The 24,315-nt window shown below is 64.8% G+C and carries 24 protein-coding genes and 1 pseudogene; 22 read left to right on the top strand and 3 right to left on the bottom strand.

All coding sequences use genetic code 11. The features are described from left to right. Positions 1–3: 3 nt before the first annotated feature. The 6 genes from QTI04_RS15980 (at position 4) to QTI04_RS15955 (ending at position 6,497) form a co-directional block, all read left to right on the top strand. Positions 4–1,251: an enolase C-terminal domain-like protein gene (locus QTI04_RS15980; RefSeq protein ID WP_286616479.1), complete on the top strand. Its 1,248-nt coding sequence runs from the start codon at positions 4–6 to the stop codon at positions 1,249–1,251. 10 nt (positions 1,252–1,261) lie between these two features. Beyond that, positions 1,262–2,410: a galactonate dehydratase gene (gene dgoD / locus QTI04_RS15975; RefSeq protein WP_286616478.1), complete on the top strand. Its 1,149-nt coding sequence runs from the start codon at positions 1,262–1,264 to the stop codon at positions 2,408–2,410. 52 nt (positions 2,411–2,462) lie between these two features. Further along, complete coding sequence (locus QTI04_RS15970; RefSeq protein WP_286616477.1) at positions 2,463–3,491, top strand: TRAP transporter substrate-binding protein; 1,029 nt, start codon at positions 2,463–2,465, stop codon at positions 3,489–3,491. 94 nt (positions 3,492–3,585) lie between these two features. Beyond that, complete coding sequence (locus QTI04_RS15965; RefSeq protein ID WP_286616476.1) at positions 3,586–4,173, top strand: TRAP transporter small permease; 588 nt, start codon at positions 3,586–3,588, stop codon at positions 4,171–4,173. Further along, complete coding sequence (locus QTI04_RS15960) at positions 4,170–5,450, top strand: TRAP transporter large permease (RefSeq protein ID WP_286616474.1); 1,281 nt, start codon at positions 4,170–4,172, stop codon at positions 5,448–5,450. Before QTI04_RS15965 ends, QTI04_RS15960 begins: the two co-directional genes overlap by 4 nt. A 9-nt stretch (positions 5,451–5,459) precedes the next feature. Next, the gene (locus QTI04_RS15955) at positions 5,460–6,497 is read left to right on the top strand and encodes an L-idonate 5-dehydrogenase (RefSeq protein WP_286616473.1); all 1,038 of its coding nucleotides are present in this window, start codon (positions 5,460–5,462) and stop codon (positions 6,495–6,497) included. A gap of 21 nt (positions 6,498–6,518) precedes the next feature. On the opposite strand, the gene QTI04_RS15950 is transcribed toward QTI04_RS15955, so the two are convergent. Beyond that, positions 6,519–7,448 carry a LysR family transcriptional regulator gene (locus QTI04_RS15950; RefSeq protein WP_286616471.1) on the bottom strand — a complete coding sequence of 310 codons (930 nt, stop codon included), beginning with the start codon at positions 7,446–7,448 and terminating at the stop codon, positions 6,519–6,521. Between the two features lie 117 nt (positions 7,449–7,565). Between QTI04_RS15950 and QTI04_RS15945 the strand changes: the two genes are divergently transcribed. Genes QTI04_RS15945 through QTI04_RS15930 form a run of 4 tightly spaced genes read left to right on the top strand, consistent with a single transcriptional unit; the run spans position 7,566 to position 11,080 of the window. Then, a complete protein-coding gene (locus tag QTI04_RS15945) occupies positions 7,566–8,765 on the top strand; it encodes a CaiB/BaiF CoA-transferase family protein (protein ID WP_286616470.1) in 1,200 nt (399 codons plus the stop codon). After that, complete coding sequence (locus tag QTI04_RS15940; protein ID WP_286616469.1) at positions 8,762–9,244, top strand: MaoC/PaaZ C-terminal domain-containing protein; 483 nt, start codon at positions 8,762–8,764, stop codon at positions 9,242–9,244. The genes QTI04_RS15945 and QTI04_RS15940 overlap by 4 nt, the downstream gene beginning before the upstream one ends. A 25-nt stretch (positions 9,245–9,269) precedes the next feature. Beyond that, positions 9,270–10,061, top strand: coding sequence for a class II aldolase/adducin family protein (locus QTI04_RS15935; protein WP_286616468.1), 792 nt, complete (start codon positions 9,270–9,272; stop codon positions 10,059–10,061). 41 nt (positions 10,062–10,102) lie between these two features. After that, positions 10,103–11,080, top strand: a complete 978-nt coding sequence (locus QTI04_RS15930) for a tripartite tricarboxylate transporter substrate binding protein (protein ID WP_286616467.1) — start codon at positions 10,103–10,105, stop codon at positions 11,078–11,080. Between the two features lie 278 nt (positions 11,081–11,358). Here QTI04_RS15930 and QTI04_RS15925 read toward each other — a convergent pair whose 3' ends face one another. After that, entirely contained in the window at positions 11,359–11,592 is a 234-nt protein-coding gene (locus tag QTI04_RS15925) for a hypothetical protein (protein ID WP_286616466.1), read from the bottom strand. 209 nt (positions 11,593–11,801) lie between these two features. Here QTI04_RS15925 and QTI04_RS15920 point away from each other — a divergent pair, with 209 nt between their 5' ends. The 10 genes and pseudogenes from QTI04_RS15920 (at position 11,802) to QTI04_RS15875 (ending at position 20,441) form a co-directional block, all read left to right on the top strand. Further along, on the top strand, positions 11,802–12,980 hold the full coding sequence (locus QTI04_RS15920) for an ABC transporter substrate-binding protein (protein WP_286616465.1): 1,179 nt from the start codon (positions 11,802–11,804) through the stop codon (positions 12,978–12,980). A 35-nt stretch (positions 12,981–13,015) separates the two neighbouring features. Next, positions 13,016–13,873, top strand: coding sequence for a branched-chain amino acid ABC transporter permease (locus QTI04_RS15915; RefSeq protein WP_286616464.1), 858 nt, complete (start codon positions 13,016–13,018; stop codon positions 13,871–13,873). A 5-nt stretch (positions 13,874–13,878) separates the two neighbouring features. Further along, positions 13,879–14,871 carry a branched-chain amino acid ABC transporter permease gene (locus tag QTI04_RS15910; protein WP_286616463.1) on the top strand — a complete coding sequence of 331 codons (993 nt, stop codon included), beginning with the start codon at positions 13,879–13,881 and terminating at the stop codon, positions 14,869–14,871. Beyond that, positions 14,868–15,608 carry an ABC transporter ATP-binding protein gene (locus tag QTI04_RS15905; protein WP_286616462.1) on the top strand — a complete coding sequence of 247 codons (741 nt, stop codon included), beginning with the start codon at positions 14,868–14,870 and terminating at the stop codon, positions 15,606–15,608. The genes QTI04_RS15910 and QTI04_RS15905 overlap by 4 nt, the downstream gene beginning before the upstream one ends. A 1-nt stretch (position 15,609) precedes the next feature. After that, on the top strand, positions 15,610–16,323 hold the full coding sequence (locus QTI04_RS15900; RefSeq protein WP_286616461.1) for an ABC transporter ATP-binding protein: 714 nt from the start codon (positions 15,610–15,612) through the stop codon (positions 16,321–16,323). A 14-nt stretch (positions 16,324–16,337) separates the two neighbouring features. Continuing rightward, complete coding sequence (locus tag QTI04_RS15895; protein ID WP_286616460.1) at positions 16,338–16,907, top strand: MarR family winged helix-turn-helix transcriptional regulator; 570 nt, start codon at positions 16,338–16,340, stop codon at positions 16,905–16,907. Continuing rightward, a complete protein-coding gene (locus tag QTI04_RS15890) occupies positions 16,904–17,860 on the top strand; it encodes a PDR/VanB family oxidoreductase (RefSeq protein WP_286616459.1) in 957 nt (318 codons plus the stop codon). Before QTI04_RS15895 ends, QTI04_RS15890 begins: the two co-directional genes overlap by 4 nt. Positions 17,861–17,890: 30 nt before the next feature. Further along, positions 17,891–18,988 (top strand): aromatic ring-hydroxylating dioxygenase subunit alpha, encoded by a 1,098-nt coding sequence (locus QTI04_RS15885; RefSeq protein ID WP_286616458.1) that lies wholly within the window; start codon positions 17,891–17,893, stop codon positions 18,986–18,988. Between the two features lie 25 nt (positions 18,989–19,013). Then, positions 19,014–19,768: pseudogene (locus QTI04_RS15880) on the top strand (alcohol dehydrogenase catalytic domain-containing protein). Positions 19,769–19,871: 103 nt separating this feature from the next. Beyond that, positions 19,872–20,441 (top strand): MarR family winged helix-turn-helix transcriptional regulator, encoded by a 570-nt coding sequence (locus QTI04_RS15875; protein WP_286616457.1) that lies wholly within the window; start codon positions 19,872–19,874, stop codon positions 20,439–20,441. 36 nt (positions 20,442–20,477) lie between these two features. Here the strand turns inward: QTI04_RS15875 and QTI04_RS15870 are convergent, their stop codons facing one another. Further along, on the bottom strand, positions 20,478–20,945 hold the full coding sequence (locus tag QTI04_RS15870; protein ID WP_286616456.1) for an amidohydrolase family protein: 468 nt from the start codon (positions 20,943–20,945) through the stop codon (positions 20,478–20,480). A gap of 609 nt (positions 20,946–21,554) precedes the next feature. Here QTI04_RS15870 and QTI04_RS15865 point away from each other — a divergent pair. Next, positions 21,555–22,241 carry a response regulator transcription factor gene (locus QTI04_RS15865; protein WP_286616455.1) on the top strand — a complete coding sequence of 229 codons (687 nt, stop codon included), beginning with the start codon at positions 21,555–21,557 and terminating at the stop codon, positions 22,239–22,241. Between the two features lie 111 nt (positions 22,242–22,352). Then, the gene (locus QTI04_RS15860; RefSeq protein WP_286616454.1) at positions 22,353–24,182 is read left to right on the top strand and encodes a sensor histidine kinase; all 1,830 of its coding nucleotides are present in this window, start codon (positions 22,353–22,355) and stop codon (positions 24,180–24,182) included. The last annotated feature ends 133 nt before the right edge of the window (positions 24,183–24,315 follow it).

Here is a 24,315-nt window from a genome sequence, read left to right as displayed (position 1 = left end):
GTCATGGCCACCCTCATCACCGACGTCAAGGTCATCCTGACAGCGCCCGAAGGCATCAACCTGATCGTCGTGAAGGTCGAGACCAACCAGCCGGGCCTGTTCGGCCTGGGCTGCGCGACCTTCGCCTACCGCCACCGCGTGGTGCAGTGCCTGCTGGAGGAATACATTCGCCCGCTGCTCATCGGCCGCGATGCGACTGCGATCGAAGAACTCTGGCAACTGATGCACCAGAACGCCTACTGGCGCAACGGCCCCGTGGAGAACAACGCCATCTCCGGCGTCGACATGGCCCTGTGGGACATCAAGGGCAAGATGGCCGGCATGCCGCTGTACCAGCTGTTCGGCGGCAAGGTGCGCGAGGGCGTGCCGATCTATCGCCATGCCGACGGCAAGGACCTGAGCGAGCTGTGCGACAACATCGAGAAGTACCGCGCACAGGGCATCACGCACGTGCGTTGCCAGAGTGGCGGCTACGGTGGCGGGGGCTTCGGGGCGGCGCCATCCAGCGCACCTGCCGGTGCCGCAGACGGCGTGTACCTCGACAGCCGCAAATACATGCGCGACACGCTCAAGCTCTTTGAAGGCATTCGGAGCAAGGTCGGCTTCGACGTGCAGCTGTGCCATGACGTGCACGAGCGGCTGCAGCCCATCGACGCCATCCGCTTTGCCTGCGAGATGGAGCAGTTCGACCTGTTCTTTCTTGAAGACGCGATCCCGCTCGAAGAAGGCAAGTGGCTGCGCCAGCTGCGCGAGAAGACGAAGATCCCGCTGGCGCAGGGCGAGCTGTTCAACAACCCGAGCGAGTGGAAGACGCTGATCAGCGAGCAGCTGATCGACTACATCCGCGTGCACCTGAGCCAGATCGGCGGCATTACGCCGGGGCGCAAGCTCCAGATCTTTGCCGAGCAGTTCGGCGTGCGCACCGCCTGGCACGGCCCCGGCGACATGTCGCCGATGGCGCATGCGGCCAACATCCACATCGACTTGGCGGCGCGCAATTTCGGCGTGCAGGAGTGGTCGGGCACCGAGCCGCCCAACTTCGTCATCCAGGACCTCAAAGGCCCGCGCGATGCACTGCTCGAGGTATTCCCTGGCCTGCCTGAATTCCGCCAAGGCTACGTGTATGCCAACGACAAGCCGGGCTTGGGTGTCGACATCGACGAACGTGCTGCCGCGAAGTACCCCTGCGAAAACGCCGTGACGAAGTGGACCCAGACGCGCCTCGTGGACGGCACGCTGCAAACGCCCTGAAGACACGCCCATGAAGATCACCCGCCTGACCACCTACCGCGTCGCACCGCGCTGGATGTTCCTCAAGATCGAGACCGACGAGGGCATCACCGGCTGGGGCGAACCCGTCATCGAAGGCCGTGCGCGCACGGTCGAGACGGCCGTGCAGGAGTTCGGCGAAACGTTGATCGGCAAGGACCCCTCGCGCATCAACGACCTGTGGCAGACCATGTACCGCAGCAACTTCTACCGCGGTGGCGCCATCCTGATGAGCGCCATCGCCGGCATCGACCAGGCCCTGTGGGACATCAAGGGCAAGGCGCTGGGCGTACCGGTGTACGAGTTGCTCGGCGGCAAGGTGCGCGACCGCATGAAGGTCTACAGCTGGGTCGGCGGCGACCGCCCAGGCGACATCGTCAACGACATGCAGCGCCTGCTCGAAGGAGGCATCGACACCTTCAAGCTCAATGGCTGTGAAGAGATGGGCTTGCTCGACTCGCCGCGTGCGGTCGATGAAGCCGTGGCAAAGATTGCCGCCGTGCGCGATGCGCTCGGCATGAGCGTGAGCTTCGGGCTGGATTTTCATGGACGCGTGTCCGCGCCGATGGCCAAGACTTTGCTCGCAGCTCTTGAGCCCTATCGGCCGCTGTTTGTAGAAGAGCCGGTGCTGGCCGAACAGGCCGAGCACTACCCCCGCCTCGCAGCCGCAACTTCTATCCCCTTGGCGGCCGGCGAGCGCATGTATTCGCGCTTCGAGTTCAAGCGCGTGCTGCAGGAAGGCGGCATTGCCATCCTGCAGCCCGATCTCTCGCACGCCGGCGGCATCACGGAGTGCCACAAGATCGCTTCGATGGCGGAAGCCTACGACGTGGCGTTTGCACCGCACTGCCCACTCGGCCCGGTCGCCCTCGCCGCCTGCCTGCAGATCGACTTCGTGGCGCACAACGCGGTGCTGCAGGAACAGAGCATGGGCATCCACTACAACCGCGGCGCCGAACTGCTGGACTACGTCATCAACAAGGACGACTTCCGCATCGACGAAGGCCACATCCGCGCACTTCCCAAGCCGGGGCTGGGCGTGGAGATCGACGAGGAGCGGGTGATCCACGCCAGCCAGAACCCGCCCGATTGGCACAACCCGGTCTGGCGCCACGCCGATGGCAGCATCGCCGAGTGGTGAGCCCTCTTCGCCCCCAACCTCAAACCCCACCCAACCCAAGCCGAGACATACCATGAACATCCAACGCAATTCCTTCAAGGCCGCGCGCCGCCTCGCCATCACCGCCGTCGCTGCATTGGCGATGGGTGCCACCGGCGCCTTCGCCGAGGTCAAGGCCAAGCTCGGCCAGGCCATGCCCGACAGCCATCCGCAATCGGTCGCGATGAAGAAGTTCGCCGAACTCGCGAGCACCTACACCAATGGCAACGTCAAGATCCAGACCTACTCCAGCGGCGTGCTGGGCAGCGACGAGAAGGAACTGCAGGCGGTACAGGCCGGCACGCAGGAGTTCTACATCGGCACGCTCGCGCCGCTGTCCACACGTGTCAAGGAAGTGCAAATCTGGGACTTGCCCTTCATGTTCCAGAACGAACGCGAGGTGTACGCGCTGCTCGACGGCGCTTCGTCCAAGAGGATCTTCCAGAAGCTCGAACCGACCGGGCTGGTGGGCCTGACCTGGACCGGCATGGGTTTTCGCAACCTGTCCAACAGCAAGCACAGCGTCGCCAAGCTGGAAGACGTCAACGGCCTGAAGATCCGCGTGATGGCCAACCCCGTCGCACTGGACACCTGGAAGACCATTGGCGCCAACGCCGTGCCGATGGCCTTTGCCGAGGTCTTCCCGGCCCTTGAAATCAAGGCGCTCGACGGCCAGGAGAACCCGCTGCTGCACATGTACGCCAACAAGATGCAGGAAGTGCAGAAGTACATCTCGGTGACCAACCACGTCTACACGCCGTCGGCGCTGGTGGCGTCCAAGAAATTCTGGGACACACTCTCGCCCGCCGACAAGGCCGGCGTGCAGAAGGCCGCCGTCGAAGCCGGCCTCTACCAGCGCCAGTTGCTGGACCAGGGCAACGCAGACGTCATAGCCAAATTCAAGGCCGACGGCGTGACGGTCAACACCGTGAGCCCGGCCGAACTCGCGCGCATCCAGGACAAGGTCAAGCCGGTGGTCGCGAAGTTCTCGCCCATCATCGGAGACGAGTTCGTCAAGGGCTTCTACGACGAGATTGCCAAGGCGCGCACGGCGAGCAAGTAGTCCGGCCGCCTGACACGCGCCTGCATATTGCCGGCGGCTGCGACTGCCTCGCCGGCCGGCCACCCGTTCTTCACCCCACCCCATTGGGATTTCTATGACTAAGCCCCTCAAAGCCTTGGCAGACGCACTGACGCGCGCGCTGGAGGTCGTCATGGTCCTGTGCATGATCGTGATGCTCGTGATGGTGTTCGGCAATGTCGTGCTCCGGCTGTTCTTCAACACCGGCATCGACCTGTCCGAAGAGATACCGCGCTACGCCTTCGTGTGGATGACCTTCCTGGGGGCCATCGTCGGCATGCGGCGCCGGGCGCACCTGGGAGTGGACATGCTGGTGCAGGCGCTGCCGGTGTTCGGCCGGCGCGTGTGCTGGGGCATCAGCCAGGCCATCATGCTGGTGTGCTGCATCTACATCGTCTACGGCACCTGGTTGCAGCACGACATCATCAAGGAGACCGCCTCGCCGGTGGCCCAGATCAGCACGCTGTGGGTGTTCGGCGTGAGCTACCTCACCGGCACGGCGATCGGCCTGATCTGCCTGTCCAATCTCGTCCGCCTGTTCGCAGGCAAGGTGTCTGACGACGAGCTGATCGACGTGCATGAAGAGGGCATGGCCGAGGCACTCGAGACCGAGCACGAGATGGAAGAACAACGCGCCCGTATCGACGGAGGGCGCAAGCCATGACCATCTTCGTATTCGTTGGATCCCTGCTGGCCCTCATGGCCCTGGGCATGCCGGTCGCTTTCGCCCTGATCGGCTGTGGCCTCTCGATGATGTTCTACCTGGGCGTCACCGACCCGCAGATCGTGATCCAGAACATGTGGGACGGCGCCAACAGCTTTCCGCTGCTGGCGGTGCCCTTCTTCATGCTGGCCGGCGAGTTCATGAACGCCGGTGGCATGACGCGCCGCATCATCACCATGGCGATGTCCTGGGTCGGTCACATCCGCGGCGGACTGGGCTACGTGGCGGTGGTGGCGGCCGTCATCATGGCCTCGCTCTCCGGCTCGGCGGTGGCCGACACGGCCGCGCTCGCCGCGGTGCTGGTGCCGATGATGCGCAACGCCGGCTACGACGTGAACCGCTCCTGCGGCCTGATCGCCTGCGGCGGCATCATCGCGCCGGTGATCCCGCCCTCGATCGGCATGATCCTGTACGGCGTGACAGGCGGGGTGTCGATCACCAAGCTCTTCATTGCCGGCATCGTGCCGGGCGTGATGATGGGCCTGGCGATCATGGTGGCGTGGCGCTGGTCGATCCAGCGCGACAAGGTCAATGGCGAACCCAAGCGAAGCATGGCTGAGCGGCGCACCGCGACGCGCGAATCCTTGTGGGCGCTGGTGCTGCCGATCGTCATCGTCGGCGGCCTCAAGCTCGGCTGGTTCACGCCGACCGAGGCTGCGGTGATCGCGGCCGTGTACTCGCTCATCGTCGGGCTGGTGGTGTATCGCGAGATCAAGCCAAGCCAGCTCTTCCACCTGTTCTATCGGGCGGCCGAGACCACGGCGGTGATCATGTTCCTGGTGTCGGCCGCGGGCGTATCGGCCTGGCTGATCACCACCGCGAACATCCCGCAGCAACTGGCCGACCTGGTCGAGCCTCTCATGGGCAACAAGATGCTGCTCACTTTCGCGCTGATGCTGCTGGTGCTGCTGGTGGGCACCGCGCTGGACTTCACGCCCACTGTGCTGATCATGACGCCGGTGCTGATGCCGGTGCTCAAGCAGGCCGGCATCGACCCGGTGTACTTCGGCGTGCTGTTCATCATGAACAACGCCATCGGCCTGGTGACGCCGCCGGTGGGCACGGTGCTGAACGTCGTGTGCGGGATCGCCAAGATCCCGATGAGCGGCGCGATCAAGGGCGTGATGCCCTTCATGATCGCGCAGACGTTGGTGATGCTGCTGCTTGTAGTGTTCCCGGAGATTGTGATGTGGCCGCTTCGAATGATGACCCGATGAGGAGTTGAGATGGAAGCCCTTGTAATCCACGCCCCCGGCGACCTGCGCGTCGAGGAATTTCCCACGGACGAACTCGGCCCCGGACAGTTGCGCGTGCGCGTGCGCTGTGGCGGCATCTGCGGATCCGACTTGCACTACTACCAGCACGGCGGCTTCGGCACCGTTCGCATCCAGCAACCGATGGTGCTTGGCCACGAGGTGGCCGGCGTCATCGAAGCCGTGGGCGAAGGCGTTACGGCCTATGCGCCCGGCGAGCGCATCGCGGTGAGCCCCAGCCGGCCCTGTGGCTTGTGCCGCTTCTGCCAGGAAGGCCTGCAGAACCATTGCCTGGACATGCGCTACTACGGCAGCGCCATGCGTAACCCGCACGTGCAGGGTGCCTTCCGCCAACAGATAGTGGTGGACGCCTACCAGGCGCACCGGCTGGCCGACCACCTTACCGACCAGGAAGGCGCGATGGCCGAGCCGCTCTCGGTGGCGCTGCACGGCATCAACCGCGCTGGGCTACTGCTGGGCAAGAAGGTGCTGGTCACCGGTTGCGGACCGATCGGTGCGCTTGCCATCATTGCGGCACGACGCGCCGGCGCAGGGCATATCGTGGCGACCGACATGGGCGCGCATCCTTTGAGCAAGGCACTCAAGGTCGGCGCCGACGAGGTCGTCAACATTGTTGAAGAACCGGATGGCTTGGCGCGTTTTGCGGTGGACAAGGGTCAGTTCGACGTCCTGTTCGAAGCCAGCGGCAACGAGCGCGCATTGCGCGGCGCCTTCGAAGTGCTGCGACCGCGCGGCATCATCGTGCAGCTGGGCCTGTCGGGGGGCGAGATGACGCTGCCGATCAATGCCATCGTGGCCAAGGAGTTTGACCTGCGTGGCGTGTTCCGCTTCCACCAGGAATTCGCCACGGCGGTGGAGCTGCTCAACAAGCGCCTGGTCGACGTGAAGCCGCTGATTTCGGCCACCGTTTCCTACCGCGACTCCGCCCGCGCCTTTGCGCTGGCGGCGGACCGCTCACAGGCGATGAAGGTGCTGTTGAGTTTCGATTGAGGGGCAAGGTAGCTCGACCAATCAACCCGCCGCCCGCGGGTCGGATGGCGCACTTCGCCTTGGCGAGGCTTGACGCAATGCCAGTTCCCGAAACCGAAGCACCGCCGGGTTGTGCGTGTCGTCGCGCGTGGCCATCGCCAATGAAATGCCTGCTGATGCCGGGAGCCCCGAAACCGGGCGGAACACCACGTCGCGCGCTGCCAATCGCGCACTGACCGAGGGAACCAGCGCCACCCCCATGCCGCTTTGGACCAGGCTGATCACGGTTTGCACCTGGGTCGCTTCCTGCGAGATGCGCGGTGTCAGCCCGGCTTGCTGGAAACCCAGCATCACCATGGCGTGCAAGCCGGGGACGTGCGTCGAGGCGTAGTCCACGAAGGGCTCGCGCGACAGTTCCTTCAGGCTCAGGCTCTTCTTCCTGGCCAGCGCATGCGCCGACGGCAGGACCGCGCAAAACACGTCGCGCTCGACGATCTCGAACAGCAAGGTGCTGGCCGATCCCGTCGGATAGCGGACCAGGCCCACGTCCAGCTCACCGCTGTCAACCATGGCCAGCAGTTCCAGGTTGGCGGACTCGCGCAGCACCAGTTCGACTTGAGGATAGCGGGCGCGAAATGTGGGCAGCAGGCTCGGCAGCAGCGCATAGGTGGCCGATCCGACAAAGCCCACGCGTAGCGTCCCTCGCTCGCCACCGGCCGCGGCGATCGCGGCGTCACGCAAGGCTCTCGCGTCGCTGACGCAACGCCGGGCCAAGGCCAGTGCGGCGGTGCCAGCAGCCGTCAGCGCGACGCCGCGCGCCTGGCGCTCGAACAGTGCGGCGCCCACCTCCTCCTCCAGCTTGCGGATCGCCACCGAGAGCGGAGGCTGAGCCATGTGCAAGCGCTGGGCGGCACGGCCGAAGTTGAGCGTCTCGGCCACGGCAATGAACTGGTGCAACTGGCGCAGTTCCATGAGGCTTACTCTGCATGTATGGCAAATGACATGAATGGTATTGGACGCGTTAATGCTCCGGTTCTACGATTCGTGCATACCCCAACAGACGAGCGGCCCGAGACACCGCCAGCCACCATGACCACTCCTGCGTCGAACCTGCCACTCGAAGGCGTCCGAATCCTCGACCTGAGCGCGGTCGTGCTCGGCCCCTACGCCAGCCAGAACCTAGCCGAGTACGGCGCAGACGTCATCAAGATCGAGCCGCCCGAAGGCGACTCCACTCGGCGCACCGGCCCGAGCACCGAACCCGGCATGGGCGCCATCTTCCTGGGCGTCAACCGCGGCAAGCGCAGCGTGGTGCTGGACCTCAAGCGCGCCGATGCCCGCGCCGCACTCCTCACGCTGGTCGACACCGCTGACGTGCTGATGCACAGCATTCGACCGCAAAAGCTCGCGGCCATCGGCCTCGATCCCGAAACGCTGTTGGCACGCAACGCGCGCCTGGTCTACGTCGGCCTGCACGGCTTCGCTGAGGACGGCCCCTACGGCGGCATGCCGGCATACGACGACATCATCCAGGGCCTGTCGGGCTGCGCGGCGCTGATGGAGCGGCAGTCCGGCGCGCCGCAGTATTTCCCGACGATCGCGGCCGACAAGACCTCTGGCCTCGTCGCCACCCATGCCATCTTGGCCGCGCTGTTCCGGCGTGAGCGCACCGGCAAGGGCGGCTATGTCGAGGTGCCGATGCTCGAATCGATGGTGTCTTTCAACCTGGTCGAGCACTTCTACGGCCATCACTTCTCGCCGCCCCTTGCGGACACTGGCTATCCGCGCCTGTTCGCCAAGCATCGCCGGCCTTACCGCACCGCCGACGGCTATCTCTGCGCCATGCCTTACACCGACGCGCACTGGAAGCACTTCTTCACCGAAGGCGGCATGCCCGAAGCCGCGGCCGATCCGCGCTTTGCCAACATCACCGAACGCACGCGACACATCGATGCGCTCTACACGCTGGCCGCGCAAGTCATCGAGACGCGTAGCACCGACGAATGGCTCGACGTATTCGCGCGTCTCGAAGTGCCGGCCTCGCGCATGAACCGCCTCGAAGACCTAGCTGACGACGAGCACCTCAAGGCCACCGGCTTCTTCAAGACCATCGATGACCCGAAGATGGGCAAGCTGAATTTCCCCGGTGCGCCGGTGCGCATCGATCGACAACAACTGCCGGTGCGCATGGCACCGCGACTGGGCGAACACACCCACCAGGTATTGAGCGAAGCCGGCATCGCACCGGTTGGCACCGAACAACCCGCATTGCAAGGAGCACCGATATGAGCGCACCCACAACAGCCAAGTACCCGCTGCTGGGCCACGGCTTCTTCTGGCAAGACCTCGAGGTCGGCCAGAAATTCCAGACCTTCAACCGCACCGTGACCGAGACCGACCTAGTCAACTTCATCTCGTGCACCGGCATGCTGGAGATCATCTTCATCGATGCCGAAGGTGCGGCCAGCGCCATCGGTGGACGCCCGGTGCCGGCCGCCCTCACCTACTCGCTCATCGAAGGCTTCATCCTGCAGACCATGATCCAGGGCACGGGCATGGCGATGCTCGAATGCACGCAGAAGGTGCTGGGCCCGGTGCGCGTCAACGACACCATCCACGCGGTGGTCGAGGTCGCCGGCGTCAAGCCCACCTCCAAGGGCAACCGCGCCATCGTCGACTCGAACATCGACGTCTTCAACCAGCGCGGCGAAGCCGTTCTGCGCTACACGGCGCGCCGCATGCTCGCTGGCCGCCCCGAATCCCACTGACCTTTCAATGCAAGGCCCACTCACCATGACCGCTGCTGTCCAGACCCGCCCTGCCTCCGTTCGTGATCGCGTGAGCGATGCGGAATGGAAGGTTCGCACCGACCTTGCCGCCTGCTACCGCCTGGTGGCCAAGTACGGCATGAGCGACCTTATCTACAACCACATCACGGCCAAAGTGCCGGGCGATGCGAAGCACTTCCTGATCAACCCGTTCGGCTTGCTCTACACGGAGATCACGGCCTCGTGTTTCTACACCTTGGACCTCGACGGCAACGTCGTCGACAAGCCCGACGGCGAGTTCGGCGAGTTCCCCGTGAACCGCGCGGGCTTCATGATCCACAGCGCCGTGCATGGCGCACGGCCCGACCTGAACTGCGTCATGCACACGCACACCCGTGCTGGCATGGCGGTCTCCGCGATGAAACAGGGATTGCTGCCGCTCACGCAATCGGCCATGCGCTTCTACGGCGCGATCGGCTTCCACGATTACGAGCAGCCCACGGTTGACATGAGCGAGCGCGACCGCATCGCGCGCGACCTTGGCCCGCACAGCACGCTGATCTTGCGCAACCACGGACTGGTGGCATGCGGCCCGAGCGTGCAGGACACCTGGAACCTCATGTACTGGCTGGAGACCGCGTGCCAGGTGCAGGTCGACGTGCTGGCCAGTGGCGCCGAAGTCAGCATGCCCAGCGCCGAACTGGCCGCCCAGATGGCGAAGCGCTACGGCCCGCAAGGCAAGGTCAACTTTTCTCCGATGGAATGGCCTGCGCTGCTGCGCCAGCTCGATCGCGAAGACCCTTCGTACAAGACCTGAGCGGCTGAACGCTCACCCCATTCAATAAACCGGAGACAACCATGTTCAAGCCCCTCGCCCTTGCCCTTGCCGCCACGGCCGTTTTCGCCACGCCTCTGCTTTCGCATGCCGAAGACAAGTACCCGTCCAAGGCGGTGAAGATCATCGTGCCCTATGCGCCGGGCGGTCCGAACGACATCGTGGCCCGGTTGCTCGCAGCCAGGCTCGGTGAGATCGAGAAGCAATCCTTCATTGTCGAGAACAAGCCGGGCGGCGGGTCTAACATCGGCGCCGATTTCGTCGCCAAGGCGCCGGCCGACGGCTACACCTTCCTGATCGCTGCGACCTCGCATGCCATCAACATGACGTTGTTCCCGAAGGAGCAGCTGAAGTACGACCTGCTGAAGGACCTCGCGCCGGTCTCGATGATCATGACCGGGCCGCTGGTGTTGGTGACGCGGCCTGACTTCCCGGCCAGCAACCTGAAAGAACTCGTCGCAGCGGCCAAAGCAAAGCCCGGTGAGTTGTCGTTCGCCTCTTCGGGCAACGGTTCGTCGACGCATCTCGGTGGCGAAATGCTCAACAGCGCAGCCGGCATCAAGACCATTCACGTGCCCTACAAAGGCAGCGGCCCGGGCCTCACCGACGTGATGGGCGGCCAGACCACCTACATGCTCGACACCATGATCTCGGCCACGCCCTTCGTGACGTCGGGCAAGCTCAAGGCGCTGGCTGTCACGGGCAAGAAACGCTCGCCTGTTCTACCCAACGTGCCGACTGTGGCCGAACAGGGCTACCCCAACTTCGAAGCGGTCGCGTTCATCGGCATGATGGCGCCGGCCGCGACACCCAAGCCGATCATCGACAAGATCAACGCGGACATGCAGAAGATTCTCGCGATGCCGGAAATCAAGGACAAGCTGGCGGCGCAGGGTTTTGCCGCCGAGTGGATGAAGCCGGCTGACTTCGGCAGCTACCTGGCCAAGGAAGTGCCCAAGTGGGGTGCCATCGTGAAAAGCGCGAACGTCAAGGTCGACTGATATTCCGGGGCCGAGCGCACGACCCTGGGCGACTCGGCAAGTCATACAGCAAACCGGAAGCCCGCTTGAATTGCATTGATCAGGCAAGCACCGAAGTCGGTCGCCTCAGCCTGCGTTCCAGCGTCCATCACAACACGCAGGGGCACAGCGAACTGACCCTTGCGCGTCGAGAACCTCAATTCAAGCAAGAGCAATCGGCCTGACAAAGGCGCGCTGGCCAATGCGTCGTCGAAGTTGCGACGCGCCTCTACTCGCTCAGCGGGTGACCGATCTTCATCTCATTGACCCCGGTGATCTGAATCCAGGTGCCAGCGATCGGCTGCTCTTGCAAGCCCGGCTTGTTGTAGTCGCACACGCCATTCGGGACGACCGAGCGCAGTGCTGAAAGAGCTGCATTGCGCCTCGATCCCGAACTCTTGCATCCGTTTCGTGATCACCTCGAAATCGCGCCTGTCGCTCTGGTTGAACTGCTCCGGCGTAGTGTTCAGCATCTCGAGGCCGCGTTCGGCCATCTTTGCATCACATCCGGCATCGCGGCCGCAGAACGAAGGCAGGCCGCACCGAAATCAACAGGGTGGATGCCCGAGCCGCGTGTTTGCCTGATGCGGGTAAATACCAATCGGTTGGGATTGCAACTAGTTGGCATGCCAATCAAAATACGCCAACCGGAGCAGTCCACAGCGGTGGCATTTCGGGCACGAACCACTACTGGAGACTCACGATGAAATTCCACCGTCGCGCAATTGCATGTGCGCTCTTCGCCTCGGCCACGCTGTCGCTCGCCTCCCCCCAGGCCATGGCGCAAGCCGTCAAGGTCGGCATCGTCGGTCCTTTCTCGGGCCCGTTCGCGCACTACGGCACGCTCTTCAAGGCCGCGGCGGAGGGCTACGTCGCAAGCCAGGGCGGCAAGCTGGCCGGCAAGGACATCGAATTCATCTACCGCGACACCGGCGGTCCTAACCCCGCATTGACCAAGACCTTGGTTCAGGAATTGTTGGTCAAGGACAAGATCGACTACCTCGGCGGCTTCGTCTTTACCCCGAATGCCATGGCCGTAGCACCGCTGATCCAGCAGTCGCAGACGCCCACCGTCATCTTCAACGCCGCGACGTCGGCCATCACCGAGAAGTCCGAGTACTTTCTGCGCACCAGCTACACCTTGTGGCAGGTCACCGTACCGGTCGCGCAATGGGCTGCCAAGAACGGCATGAAGAAGGTGGTGACTGCCGTCACCGACTACGGCCCCGGCATCGACGCCGAATCCGCCTTCAAGAGCGAATTCACCAAGCAAGGCGGGACCGTGGTCGAGAGCATCCGCATGCCGATCGCCACCACCGATTTCGGACCCTTCGTGCAGCGCATCAAGGCGAGCGGCGCGCAGGCCGTCTACACCTTCCTGCCGGGCGGCCCGCCGAACCTGGGCTTCGTGAAGGCGTACAACGAGAACGGCCTGGCCAAGGCCGGCGTGCAGTTCCTCGGCTCGGCCGAGACCGACGAATACGACCTGCAGAAGTTCGGCGACGCCGCGCTGGGCCTGACGACCGCCTTCCACTACTCGGGCGCGCACGACTCGCCCGAGAACAGGAAGTTCGTCGCCGCCCTTAAGAAGCAGGACCCCAGTGCGGTCGCCAACTACGCATCGGTCGGCGCCTGGGACGGCATGTACGTGATCCAGAAGATGATCGAGGCCACGGACGGTAAGAAGGACGGCCCCAAGGCCTTGGCCGCCGCCCGCGCGCTCAAGTGGGAAAGCCCGCGCGGGCCGGTCAGCATCGACCCGAAGACGCGCCACATCACGCAGAACGTGTACCTGCGCAAGGTGGAGAAGTCCGGCGACCAACTGGTTAACAAGGAACTGCAGAGCTTCGGCCCGCAGACCGACTTCGGGCTTGAGAAGTAAGCAAGCGCGGTCATCGCCACGCCTGAAGTCTCGCCGTGAACACCTTTCTCAACATCCTCATCGACGGGCTGGCCTACGGCATGGTGCTGTTCGTCATCGCCGTCGGGCTCTCGGTGACGCTGGGCCTGATGCGCTTCGTGAATCTGAGTCACGGCGCCTTCGCCATGGTCGGGGGCTACTGTGCGGCCCTTCTGACGCGCGAGGCCCAGTGGAGCTTCTGGCTCGCCGTGCCTGCCGCGATCCTGGCGACGGCCCTGCTGGGCGGTGTGCTCGAGGCGCTGGTGCTGCGGCACCTCTATCGCCGTAAGGAACTCGAGCAGGTGCTGTTCACGATCGGGCTCAGCTTTGTGCTGATCGCCGCCACCAACGCGCTGGTCGGTCCGCAGGTGCAAATGATTCCGCTGCCGCCGCTCCTTGCAGGCTCGGTCGACCTGGGCTTTCGCACCCTGCCGGCCCAACGCCTGCTGGTGATCGGCGCTGGTTGCGCGGTGGCGGCGCTGGCCGCGTGGACGGTCACGCGTACCCGTTTCGGCATCTGGCTGCGTGCGGCGGTCGATCACAGCGGCACCGCTTCGGCGCTCGGCATCCCGATCCGCACGGTGCAATGCGCGAGCTTTGCCGCGGGCGCGGCGCTGGCCGGCCTGGGCGGCATCCTCGGCGCCGAGCTGATGCCGCTGGAGCCGTACTACGCACTCAAGTACCTCGTGCTGGTGCTGGTGGTCGTGTCCGTCGGCGGCATGGGTTCTATCACCGGCTCGCTGGTGGCCGCCGTCCTGCTCGGCGTCATCGAGACCGCAAGCAAGTACCTCGCCTCGGAATGGGGAAGCCTGTTCTTCTTTGTCGCGATGGCCCTTTTGCTGGCCTGGCGTCCCAACGGTCTGCTGAAACGATGAACACGATGGCTTCCAACACTTCGGTGCTCGCTGTGGCACCCGTTCTCGCGGCCGCGCCGCGCTGCGCACCGGCCTGGCGGGCGCCCGCCGTCCTGCTGCTGATCGGCGTTGCGGCCTGCGGCCTCCTGCCGGACCAGCTGGGTCTGATGACACGGATCTTCATCACCGCGCTATTCGTGCTCTCGCTCGATCTGGTCGTGGGCATCGCCGGTCTCGCGACGCTGGGCCATGCCGCCTTGTTCGGCATGGGCGCCTATGCGGCAGGCATCTTCGCGCTGCAGGTGTACCCCGACCCGCTGGTTGGCCTGGCCGTCGGCATTGCCGCCGGCGCTGGCCTGGCCGCCTTGTCGGGAGCCTTCCTGCTGCGCTTTCAGGGCTTCACCTTCCTGATGCTGACCATCGCCATCTCGCAGATCCTGCTGAGCCTGGCCCAGAAGGCACGCCGTTGGACGGGCGGCGACGACGGCCTGTCCGGCTTCGTGATGGGACCACTCCTCGGTCGCTTCGAGTTCGATCTCGAAGGCCGCGTTGCCGCGCTGTATGCGCTGGCTGTGCTGATTGTGCTGTTCTACGTCGCGCGACGCATCGTCGACTCGCCCTTCGGCCTCGCCGTGCGCGGCATTCACGAGAACCGGGCCCGGATGGCTGCACTCGGCACGCCGGTCTTCGCGCGACTGTGGATGGTCTACACGGTGGCGGGGGCGCTGGCAGGTGCCGCGGGCGCGCTCTCGGCGCAGACGAACGCGGTGGTCGGCATGGACAGCCTGTCGTTCGCGCTGTCGGCCGAAGCCCTGGTCATGCTGATCCTGGGCGGCGCAGGCAGACTGACTGGCGCCCTGGTCGGCGCGACCGTGTTCACGATGCTGCATCACACGGCCGCCTCCATCAATCCGTATCACTGGCTATTCGTGGTGGGGGCCCTGCTGATGCTGGTAGTTCTCGTGTCCCCGGCCAAAGCCTGGGCCTGGTTGCGCCGCCGTGCCGGAGGTGTGCGATGAGTGCCCTGCTCGAACTCCGGTCGCTCGACAAGCGCTTCGGTGGCCTGCATGTCACTCGCGCGGTGTCGTTTGCGTTGCGCGCCGGCGACCGGCTGGCGTTGATCGGCCCCAACGGCGCTGGCAAAACGACGCTCGTCAACCAAGTCAGCGGCGTGCTCGCATCCGATACCGGCGAAATCTGGCTGCGCGGTGAGAACGTCACGCAACTCAGCCAGGCCAAGCGCGTGCGCGCCGGCCTGGCCCGAACCTTCCAGATCACGACGCTGGCGCCGCACTTCGCGGTGCAAAGACAGATTGAGCTTGCACTCTTCGAGCGCGAAGGCCTGACAGGCAGGATGTGGCGCAACGTCGATGCGTACCCGGTCCTGCAGACGGAAGCCCAGGGCATCCTGACCCGCTTCGGGTTGCGAGCGCATGCAGCTACGGCCACGCAGGACCTCGCCTATGGCGAACAGCGCCTGATCGAGATGGCATTGGCACTCGCGCTGCGCCCGAAGGTTCTTCTGCTCGACGAGCCCATGGCCGGTGTGCCCAAGGGCGATGGCCAGCGTCTGCTGGACGCGCTGGACGCACTGCCCAGCGACCTGGCCGTCCTGGTCATCGAGCACGACATGGACCTCGTGTTCCGCTTCGCCAACCGGATCGTGGTGCTGGCAGAAGGCGCCGTGCTCGCCGACGGCTCTCCTGACGACATCCGCCGCGACCCCAAGGTTCGCGCCGCCTACCTGGGAAACTGACATGGCAGAACCCATTCTCCAGCTCGAGGCCGTGGTTGCCGGCTACGGCCCGACCACCGTGCTCAACGGTCTCACGTTCGAGATGGCCGCCCAGGAGCGGCTGGCCATGGTCGGACGCAACGGCGTCGGCAAGACCACCGCGCTGCGGGCCATCATGGGTCTCGTGCCGCTGCGCAGCGGTCGTGTGCGGTTCAAGGGCCAGGACGTCTCGGCGCTCGCGCCGCACCAGCGCGCAGCGCTCGGCCTGGGCTACGTGCCGCAGACCCGCGACATCTTTCCTTCGCTCACCGTCGAGGAGAACCTGTTGGCCGGGCTCAAGCGTCGGTCGCGCGATGCGCTGGACGAGGCCTATGCCCTGTTTCCGAGACTCGCCGAGCGACGCCGCAATGGCGGCGCCCAACTCTCGGGCGGGGAGCAACAGATGCTGTCGGTCGCGCGGGCGTTGCTCGGCCAACCCTCGCTGCTGTTGCTCGACGAGCCACTCGAAGGGCTTGCGCCGCTGATCCGCCTGGAACTGCTGCACGCCTTCCGCAATTTGAGCCAGCAGACCGGTATCGCCGTAGTGATTGTCGAACAGCAGGTCGACGAGGCACTCGGCTACGCGGAACGCGCGCTCGTCCTCGACCACGGTACGGTGGTCCACAGCGGCAGTGCCTCGGCGCTGCTCGACGACCCCGAGACGCTGGAGCGCTGGGTCGGCATGGCCGTGCACTGATAGTGAGCAAAGCAATGGCCTCTCGCCGACTTCACATTGCCGCCGACCCGAAAAGTGGTGATGCACCCCACACCGTGGATCTGGATCGCTATGTTCCGGCCTATCTGACCTGGATCGCGAACAAGCTTTCGCGAGGCGCCTCGCAGCACTACCTGAGCACCTTCGACGTCGGCATCGAAACCTGGCGCTGCCTGGTCCTGCTCGCGGTCGAAGGCGCAACCTCGGCGCAGCAGGTGTCGACCGTGATCGGCATGGACAAGGGTTCGGTCAGCCGCTGCTTCAAGCGCATGCAGGAACGCGGGCTGATCCGCACCGAGCTCGACGGCGCCGACGGTCGCCTTCGCATGGCCGTGCTGACGCCCAAGGGCCGACGTCTGCATGACCAGATCATGGGCATGGCACTGGAGCGCGAGCGCGCCTTCCTGTCCGTGCTCGACGCCGACGAGGTGGAAGTCCTGCTGGGCCTAATGCGCCGGCTGCACGCCAACCTGCCCGCGGTCGAAGCCTCGACGCAGGCCTATGTGCGCGTGCGATTTCCCCATGCCGCTTCGGCGCTGCAATCTAAAGCCGATGAAAAACTATGACGAATGAACTGAAGGTCCGCGTCGCCCGACGCATCGAGGAAGCGGAGGGCGTATGCAGCTTCGAACTCGTGGCAGCGGACAGCAGCGCCCTGCCCGCCTTCTCGGCCGGCGCGCACATCGACGTCCACCTGGCGCCGGGCCTGATCCGCCAATACTCGCTCAGTAACGATCCATCCGAGCGCCATCGCTGGCGCATCGCGGTCCTTCGCGAAACGACGTCCCGCGGCGGATCGGCCGGCATGCACGATGCCGTGCAGCTGGGCGATGAGCTGCGCGTGAGTGAACCTCGCAACCATTTTCCGCTGGTCGACGCACCGAGGAGCCTGTTGCTGGCGGGTGGCATCGGCGTGACACCCATCCTGGCCATGGCGCGCGCCCTGCACGCGCAGGGCCGAGACTTCGAGATGCACTACTGCGGCCGATCCGCGGGCCGGATGGCATTTCTCGAAGAGCTTGCCGCGGCAGAATTCGCGGGCAGCGTCTTCCTCCACGCCGACGACATGCCGGCGCAAAAGTTCGACGCCGAGCGCGTGCTGGGAGAACCTGCAGCCGATACGCATCTCTACGTGTGCGGGCCGAATGGCTTCATGGATCACGTGCTCGATACCGCGAGGCGCCTCGGCTGGCCCGACGCGAACCTGCATCGCGAGTACTTCGCGGGCGTGGCGACCGCATTGGCCTCGGACAGCAACTTCGAGGTTCGCGTGGCGAGCACGGGCCTGAGCTGCCAGATCCCGGCCGGCAAGACGGTGATTGAAGTTCTGGCGGCGCATGGCGTGGAAATCCCGACCTCCTGCGAGGCCGGCGTCTGCGGCACCTGCCTGACCCGCGTCCTCGAGGGCACGCCCGAGCACCGCGACAGCTTCCTCACCGACGCCGAGCGCGCCGCCAACGACCAGTTCACGCCGTGCTGCTCGCGCGCGTTGTCACCGCTGCTGGTGCTCGACCTCTGATCCGTCCCTTTCCCCTCAGGAGATTCCCCGATGACCACGACCTGCATCCCCATCAAGGACGTCACCGACGCCGCCTCCCCCAGCCGCTTCCCGCTCGACCAATGGTACGTGGCCGGCTTCTCGTCTGAACTCACGGACAAGCCCATCGCGCGGACCTTTCTCCACCAGAAGATCGTGCTCTTTCGCACCGGTGAGGGCCAGGTCGCGGCATTGGAGGACCGTTGCTGCCACCGCTCGCTGCCGCTGTCGTGCGGGACGGTCGAAGGATCCGGCGTGCGCTGCGGCTACCACGGCCTGCTTTACGCACCGAACGGCCAATGCATCGAGATTCCGGGTCAGGAGCGCATCCCGTCCAAGGCCAAGGTCAAGGCCTACCACGTACTCGAAAAGAACCAGATCATCTGGATCTGGATGCCTCGCGCCGAAGCGGCCGAGCCGAACCGCGCGCCGCCCGACTACCCGTTCCACGACGACCCGCGCTACAAGTTCGGCAGCGGCAACTACCACTACCAGTCGCCCTGGCAACTGATCCACGACAACCTGCTCGACCTGAGCCACCTGGGCTATGTCCATCTTCAGACCATCGGCGGCGACGCCAAGCTGCACATGAACGCCCCGATGAAGGTGAGCTCCGATGGCGACCGGGTCAAGGTCGTGCGCCTGATGCCCAACTCGTCGCCACCGCCGACCTACCGCGCCGCATGGCCCTTTGGCGACAAATGCGAGCGCTGGCAAGAGATCGAGTTCGACCTGACCCACCTGCGGATCTGGACCGGCGCGGTGGAGCCCGGTACGGACGCAATCGACGACCCCGATCGCGGCGGCTTCCACATGCGCGGCTTTCACGGCATCACGCCCGAGACCGAGGAAACGTGTCACTACTTCTGGAGCATGTCGAGCACCAAGCATCCCGACATGCCCGACAACATCGACGCCGTGATCCAGCAGACCGCGTTTACGTTCGACGAGGACCGCACCATCATCGAGGCGCAATACCGGAACATGCTGCAGTTCGGCGACAAGGCGAACTGGATCGACATCCACGTCGATGCCGGCGCGAACCGCGCCAGGCGCATCGTGGCCGATCTGCTCAAGAAGCAGGCGCCTGCGGAACTCGGCGATTCCTAGATTCCAGACCACAAGGAGACAGTAAATGGCCACGAACAGAGGCGTCGTCTACGTATCGCAGGGCAAGGTCGAGGTGCGCGCCATCGACCACCCCAAGCTGCTGAACCCGCAAGGTCGTACCGCCAATCACGGCGTGATCCTCAAGGTGCTGACCACCAACATCTGCGGCTCCGACCAGCACATGGTGCGCGGACGCACCACCGCACCGGCCGGCCTGGTGCTCGGCCATGAGATCACCGGCGAGGTGATCGAGGCGGGCAAGGACGTCGAAACGCTCGCCGTGGGCGACATCGTCTCGGTGCCCTTCAACGTCGCCTGCGGACGCTGCCGCCTGTGCAAGGAGCGCCAGACCGGCGTGTGCCTGACCGTCAACGAATCGCGTCCAGGCGGTGCTTATGACTACGTCGATATGGGGGGCTGGGTCGGCGGACAGGCCGAGTACGTGATGGTGCCCTATGCGGACTTCAACCTGTTGAAGTTCCCAGACCGTGAGCAGGCGATCGAAAAGATCCGCGATCTCACCTGCCTCTCGGACATCCTGCCCACGGGCTACTGGGGCTGGGCTGGGCTAAGTCCCACAGCTTCATGACCGGACAGACGCCGGTCATGCAGTACAACCGCGCGTTGATGCAGGCCATCCTCTGGAACCGCATCGACATCGCCAACGTGGTGGGCGTCAAAGTCATCTCGCTGGACGAGGCGCCTGCGGGTTATGCGCAGTTCGATGCCGGCGCGCCGACCAAGTTCGTCATCGACCCTCACGGGCAGCTCAAGCGCTGAGCCGTTGGAGCCTGCGCTCGCGCATGTGGATGCGCGAACGCGCTGCATCGGGGTTGGCCGCGGGGGAAGCTACAGTGGCGCCAGCAACTCCAATTCTTTCCCGATGCCTCGTCCCAAGTCTCTCCCCGCGCGCAAGACCGCCACGAAAGCGGCCCCGGGTGACGTGATCAACCTCGAAAACTACGCGCCTGCGTACCTCACTTGGATCGCCAACAAGCTGTCGAGCGGCGCTTCGCAGGCTTATCTCGCCGCCTTCGACGTAGGCATCGAAAGCTGGCGCGTGCTGGTGCTGCTCGCCATCGAAGGATCGATCTCGGCCCAGAAGGCATGCGGCATCATCGGCATGGACAAGGCCTCCATGAGTCGCTGTTTCAAGAGCATGCAAGCTCGCGGCTTCATCGAACTTGCCCTGGACCCCCAGGACGGCCGCGCCCGCATAGCGACGCTGACGCCGGCCGGCCGCGCCGTGCACGATCAGATCCGGGACATTGCGATGGAGCGCGAGCGCGCCTTCATGTCAGTGCTGAGCGCGGCCGAGCGAAAGATGCTGCTGAACCTGCTGCGCCGCTTGCATGAGAACCTGCCGGCGGTCGAAGCCGCCACTCGCGAACATCTTGGTCAGCACCATCCCCATGCGTTGCAGCGACGGGTGTCCAAGGAGTCGGATTCCTGAATCGCCCTGTGAACCTCGGCGACCCCTCAGGGCACTTCAGGGCAGGTCGAACAGTCGGCGCGCGTTGCCGCTCAGAACGGCGACGCGTTCCGTGGTGCTCCACGCGGGCGCCACTAGTTCGTGCGGCGTGTAGTGGCCCATGTCGAAGGGATAGTCGGTGCCCAGCAGCACCTGCGACACGCCGACGACGTCGATGAGGTGGCGCAGAGCAACGCTGTCGTAGACGAGGGTGTCGAAGTACATCTCGCGCAGATACTCGGACGGCTTGCGCGCCATGGTCTGTGCCTCCGGCCGTGCCGCGTTCGCATGCTGCGAGCGTCCCAGGTATGTCGGCAAGTAGCCGCCGCCGTGCGCCGCCAGAAGGTGCAGGCCCGGATGCCGATCCAGCAGCCCGCTGAAAATGAGGCGCGACAGCGCGATCGCGGCGCAATTGTCCTCCTCGTTCCATCGCGAGAAAAGTTCCGGAGCGAGCCATTGCGCCCGAACCCGCTGCCTGCGACCCATGCATCAAGAGAGGGCGGCGATGAGCCCCTCTAGGGCCGCCCTTTTACCAATCAAGCGGCCCTTCGAAAGCTGTGGTCGACCGTCCGCTCGTGGCCGGGTCCAGCTTGTCGAATGCGCAGAGGCTACTACCGGTTCAGACTGTCCGCTGTCCTTCGAATTTGTCGGCCGAACGACAGCGACCATCGAAAGCTGACTTCGATGCTTTTCCTCGCGAATTACTGGTGTGCTTTGGAACTTGACCTTCGCCGACATGGCGAAGAAAGCGGAGTCGAGGACAGCACTCCGATCGCGGGCGGCAAAGGACGGCCAAGGACTCTAAGCGCGCCAATAGCCGCTTCGAATTGCCTCGAAATGGTGTTCGGGGCCCTAAGCGGGCCAAGCGTCATCGCGAAAGCGGTCGTGCAGAGCGCATTTTGGCTTCGTGCCCTAGTAGAAGCTTAGCTGGCACTCGGTGCCGGGGACGGCGAAGCGGCCATCGGCCTGAATCGCCAAGTTGTCGCTTGCACAGTTCTGAATCACTCCCTCGCCCACCGCGAGACCCTCGTCGCTGCTCGTGCACAACTGGGCGCGCAGCACTAGACTTTGCGCTTACCTCCCCCCCTTCGCCGCATGACAGAGACCCAGCCCATCTCCGTTCTGGTTGTCGACGACGACGAATTTCTGCTTGCTGAATTCGTCGACATGGTGCTCGCCACCGAGGGACTGAGCCTGGCGGGTTCGGCCAACAGCGTGGCGACTGCCCGTGCCTGGATGGCGAAGGGCAACCCACCGGACGTGGCGGTGATCGACCTGGGCTTGCCCGATGGCAGCGGCACCGAAACCATCCGCGACCTGGTCGCCATGTCGCCGCAGGTCGCCGTGCTGGTCATCACCGTTTTTTGCGACGAGGACCATCTCATGCAGGCGCTGGAGGCGGGCGCCAGAGGCTATCTGCTGAAGGAATGCTCGCAGCAGGAATTCGAGAAAGCCATAAGGCAGGTGCACGCGGGCGAGTCCCCTCTTTCCGCCGCCATTGCACGGCACCTGCTCAGGCGACTTGTCCCTTCGTCGCCGTCGACGTCCGCTCAGCCGGGCAAGGGCATGCCGCCCATCCCGGCCCTCGACGCGCTCTCCAGGCGCGAGATCGAAATCCTTTCATGCATCGCCAACGGCCACTCGGTTCCTGAAACGGCGGACCTGCTGTCGTTGTCGCGGCACACCGTGAGTACGCACGTCAAGAACATCTACGAGAAGCTGGCGGTGAACAACAGGACGCAGGCCGTGAATCGCGCGAGGGCCACGGGCCAATTGCGCTGACCGCAAACATGGACGCGTGAACTGTCGCCGCCGAGATTGGCTGGCCGTTGACGAGCGCAGGACGGGCTGGCACGCTCCACGGCATTGCACTCTGGAGAGAGGGGCAGCGCGATGGGAATCCCGGCAGCTTGGCGCGCGTTGCATGCCTACGTGATCGCGTGGGCCTTCGTTGTCGCAAGCGTGCTTCCCGTGCAACCTGCCCGCGCAACCGTGCCAGGTCTGAGCGCGCCTGAACTGCGTTTCGACCGTGCCGATTCCGTTGTCAGCGATGCCAGGGAACCGCCTGCAGACGGATGGCAGCCAACGATTCTTCCCGATGTTTGGCATCGCTCGCATCCCAAGCTGGACGGCACCGTCTGGTATCGGATTCGCTTCGTGCTCGACGAGCTTCCTGCTCAGGCCACCGCGCTGTTTGTCCCGACGGTGGCCGTCACCGGGCAGTTCATCTTCAACGGCTCGGTCCTCAACCCGCAGGCCCGGTTCCTCCAGCCGGGCGGCCCTATCGGCAGCCAGATGACCAACCAGTCGCACCTCATGCCGCTGCCACTGGGGCTGTTTCGCACGGGCGAGAACGAGCTGCTCGTGCGCGTGCAGGGAAATCCCGTCGCGGGCGGGCGGCTGTCGGTGATCCGCATGGGGCCTTACGCGGAGTTGCACAACGCTTGGCTCGTTCGCGAGATACCGCAGCGGGTGATACCGCAAGCGCTCTTGACCTTGATGCTGGCGACGCTCGTCTTTGCGTTCATCATTTCCTGGCGTCAAAGGCGATTCGAGAACTGGCGATTCGTGCTCGTCACGGCGCTATGGACGGCGCTGCTGGTCGTCTACCTCTTTCCCGAAATGCCGCTGACTGAATGCGGTTATCTGCTCTTGCTCTCCTTCCTGATCAATAGCTTCACCTGGGCGCTGCTGGACCTGCTTTGGCGTGTCAGCCGCAGCACATGGCGCTGGTTTCCACGCGTGCTCCGCGCGACGGCCTTGCTGACGCTTGCGGGTCTCCTGATGGTCGCGCTCGTTCCCGGGTACATCGTCGCCCTGAGTGTCATATCGCTGCCGTTCGTGGTGCTGCGCCTGGTGGCGACCGCGATGCTTTGGCAATGGGCATTGAAGGAACGAAGCTGGCGCGCGTTTGCGCTGGCCGGTGCCGAACTTATCTGGTTCCTGGGCTTTGTCCAGTTCCTTGGATTGGTCGCGGGCATTCTGCCCAGGGATCCCTTCATGCTGACACCCAGCGATTCGTTGCCGATGTTCTGTGTGCTGCTCTTCTTTTTCGTGGAGCGATTCGTTCAAGACCGCGAGCAGGCGGCCAGGGAGAAGCAAGCGGCCATCGGCGAGGAGCGCGAACGCCTTCTCATCGACATGCACGATGGGCTGGGCGCTCAATTGACCACGGCGCTGCGCCTGGCGCAAAGGCGCGATGGCGATCGCCAGGTGCTCGTGCACAACATCGAGGATGCCTTGCAGGACCTTCGCTCCATCGTCGATTCGCTGGACGTGGCCGGCAATGACTTGCTGGTGCTGCTGGGCAACCTTCGCGCGCGCCTGACACCGCGAATGGACGCCCTGCAAATCCAGCTTCATTGGAGGGTCGAGCCGATCCCGCCCATCGACGGGTTGACGCCGCAAGGCGCGCTGGCCGTCTTGCGCGTCGTGCAGGAAGCGCTCAACAACGCGGTGCGCCATGCCAGCGCCAGTGCGATCACGATCTCGGCGGCCCCAGTCGGCCGGCAGGTGCTCGTTGAGGTCGCTGACAACGGGGCGGGCCTCGATGCGAACGTGCCCAGCGGCAGCGGGCGCGGCCGCGGTCTTGCCGGGATGCGCAAGCGCGCCGACCGGCTCGGGGGAACGCTGAGCGTCGGACCGGGTGCCGATGGCGGGACCCGGGTTTCGCTGAGCCTGCCGACCACGATCACAAGCGCCGAAGCTTCGACGGGCTGGTAGCGAGCCCCTGCAGGCGAGCCCGCGATTTCGTCCGTCAAATACCCTGATCGCGGTATGACCTGCGCCGTGTCGATCCCTACGATTTCGAGGCACGAGTCCAGTCGTGTCTCAATCCCGGAGGGCACCATGCATT

This window comes from Variovorax sp. J22R115 (assembly GCF_030317005.1).
GTDB lineage: Bacteria > Pseudomonadota > Gammaproteobacteria > Burkholderiales > Burkholderiaceae_C > Variovorax.
Note: the sequence above shows the minus strand (reverse complement) of the source record. Positions and strands in the feature narration are given on the sequence as shown.

Bases quoted from the DNA above. Each gene is read 5' to 3' on its own strand.
- QTI04_RS15940 (WP_286616469.1), top strand. From the start codon at position 8,762: ATGAGCGCACCCACAACAGCCAAGTACCCGCTGCTGGGCCACGGCTTC.
- QTI04_RS15970 (WP_286616477.1), top strand. From the start codon at position 2,463: ATGAACATCCAACGCAATTCCTTCAAGGCCGCGCGCCGCCTCGCCATC.
- QTI04_RS15900 (WP_286616461.1), top strand. From the start codon at position 15,610: ATGGCAGAACCCATTCTCCAGCTCGAGGCCGTGGTTGCCGGCTACGGC.
- dgoD (WP_286616478.1), top strand. From the start codon at position 1,262: ATGAAGATCACCCGCCTGACCACCTACCGCGTCGCACCGCGCTGGATG.
- QTI04_RS15930 (WP_286616467.1), top strand. From the start codon at position 10,103: ATGTTCAAGCCCCTCGCCCTTGCCCTTGCCGCCACGGCCGTTTTCGCC.
- QTI04_RS15925 (WP_286616466.1), bottom strand. From the start codon at position 11,592: ATGGCCGAACGCGGCCTCGAGATGCTGAACACTACGCCGGAGCAGTTC.
- QTI04_RS15895 (WP_286616460.1), top strand. From the start codon at position 16,338: ATGGCCTCTCGCCGACTTCACATTGCCGCCGACCCGAAAAGTGGTGAT.
- QTI04_RS15965 (WP_286616476.1), top strand. From the start codon at position 3,586: ATGACTAAGCCCCTCAAAGCCTTGGCAGACGCACTGACGCGCGCGCTG.
- QTI04_RS15945 (WP_286616470.1), top strand. From the start codon at position 7,566: ATGACCACTCCTGCGTCGAACCTGCCACTCGAAGGCGTCCGAATCCTC.
- QTI04_RS15885 (WP_286616458.1), top strand. From the start codon at position 17,891: ATGACCACGACCTGCATCCCCATCAAGGACGTCACCGACGCCGCCTCC.
- QTI04_RS15950 (WP_286616471.1), bottom strand. From the start codon at position 7,448: ATGGAACTGCGCCAGTTGCACCAGTTCATTGCCGTGGCCGAGACGCTC.
- QTI04_RS15865 (WP_286616455.1), top strand. From the start codon at position 21,555: ATGACAGAGACCCAGCCCATCTCCGTTCTGGTTGTCGACGACGACGAA.
- QTI04_RS15955 (WP_286616473.1), top strand. From the start codon at position 5,460: ATGGAAGCCCTTGTAATCCACGCCCCCGGCGACCTGCGCGTCGAGGAA.
- QTI04_RS15870 (WP_286616456.1), bottom strand. From the start codon at position 20,945: ATGGGTCGCAGGCAGCGGGTTCGGGCGCAATGGCTCGCTCCGGAACTT.
- QTI04_RS15935 (WP_286616468.1), top strand. From the start codon at position 9,270: ATGACCGCTGCTGTCCAGACCCGCCCTGCCTCCGTTCGTGATCGCGTG.
- QTI04_RS15875 (WP_286616457.1), top strand. From the start codon at position 19,872: ATGCCTCGTCCCAAGTCTCTCCCCGCGCGCAAGACCGCCACGAAAGCG.
- QTI04_RS15980 (WP_286616479.1), top strand. From the start codon at position 4: ATGGCCACCCTCATCACCGACGTCAAGGTCATCCTGACAGCGCCCGAA.
- QTI04_RS15905 (WP_286616462.1), top strand. From the start codon at position 14,868: ATGAGTGCCCTGCTCGAACTCCGGTCGCTCGACAAGCGCTTCGGTGGC.
- QTI04_RS15860 (WP_286616454.1), top strand. From the start codon at position 22,353: ATGGGAATCCCGGCAGCTTGGCGCGCGTTGCATGCCTACGTGATCGCG.
- QTI04_RS15960 (WP_286616474.1), top strand. From the start codon at position 4,170: ATGACCATCTTCGTATTCGTTGGATCCCTGCTGGCCCTCATGGCCCTG.
- QTI04_RS15910 (WP_286616463.1), top strand. From the start codon at position 13,879: ATGGCTTCCAACACTTCGGTGCTCGCTGTGGCACCCGTTCTCGCGGCC.
- QTI04_RS15920 (WP_286616465.1), top strand. From the start codon at position 11,802: ATGAAATTCCACCGTCGCGCAATTGCATGTGCGCTCTTCGCCTCGGCC.
- QTI04_RS15890 (WP_286616459.1), top strand. From the start codon at position 16,904: ATGACGAATGAACTGAAGGTCCGCGTCGCCCGACGCATCGAGGAAGCG.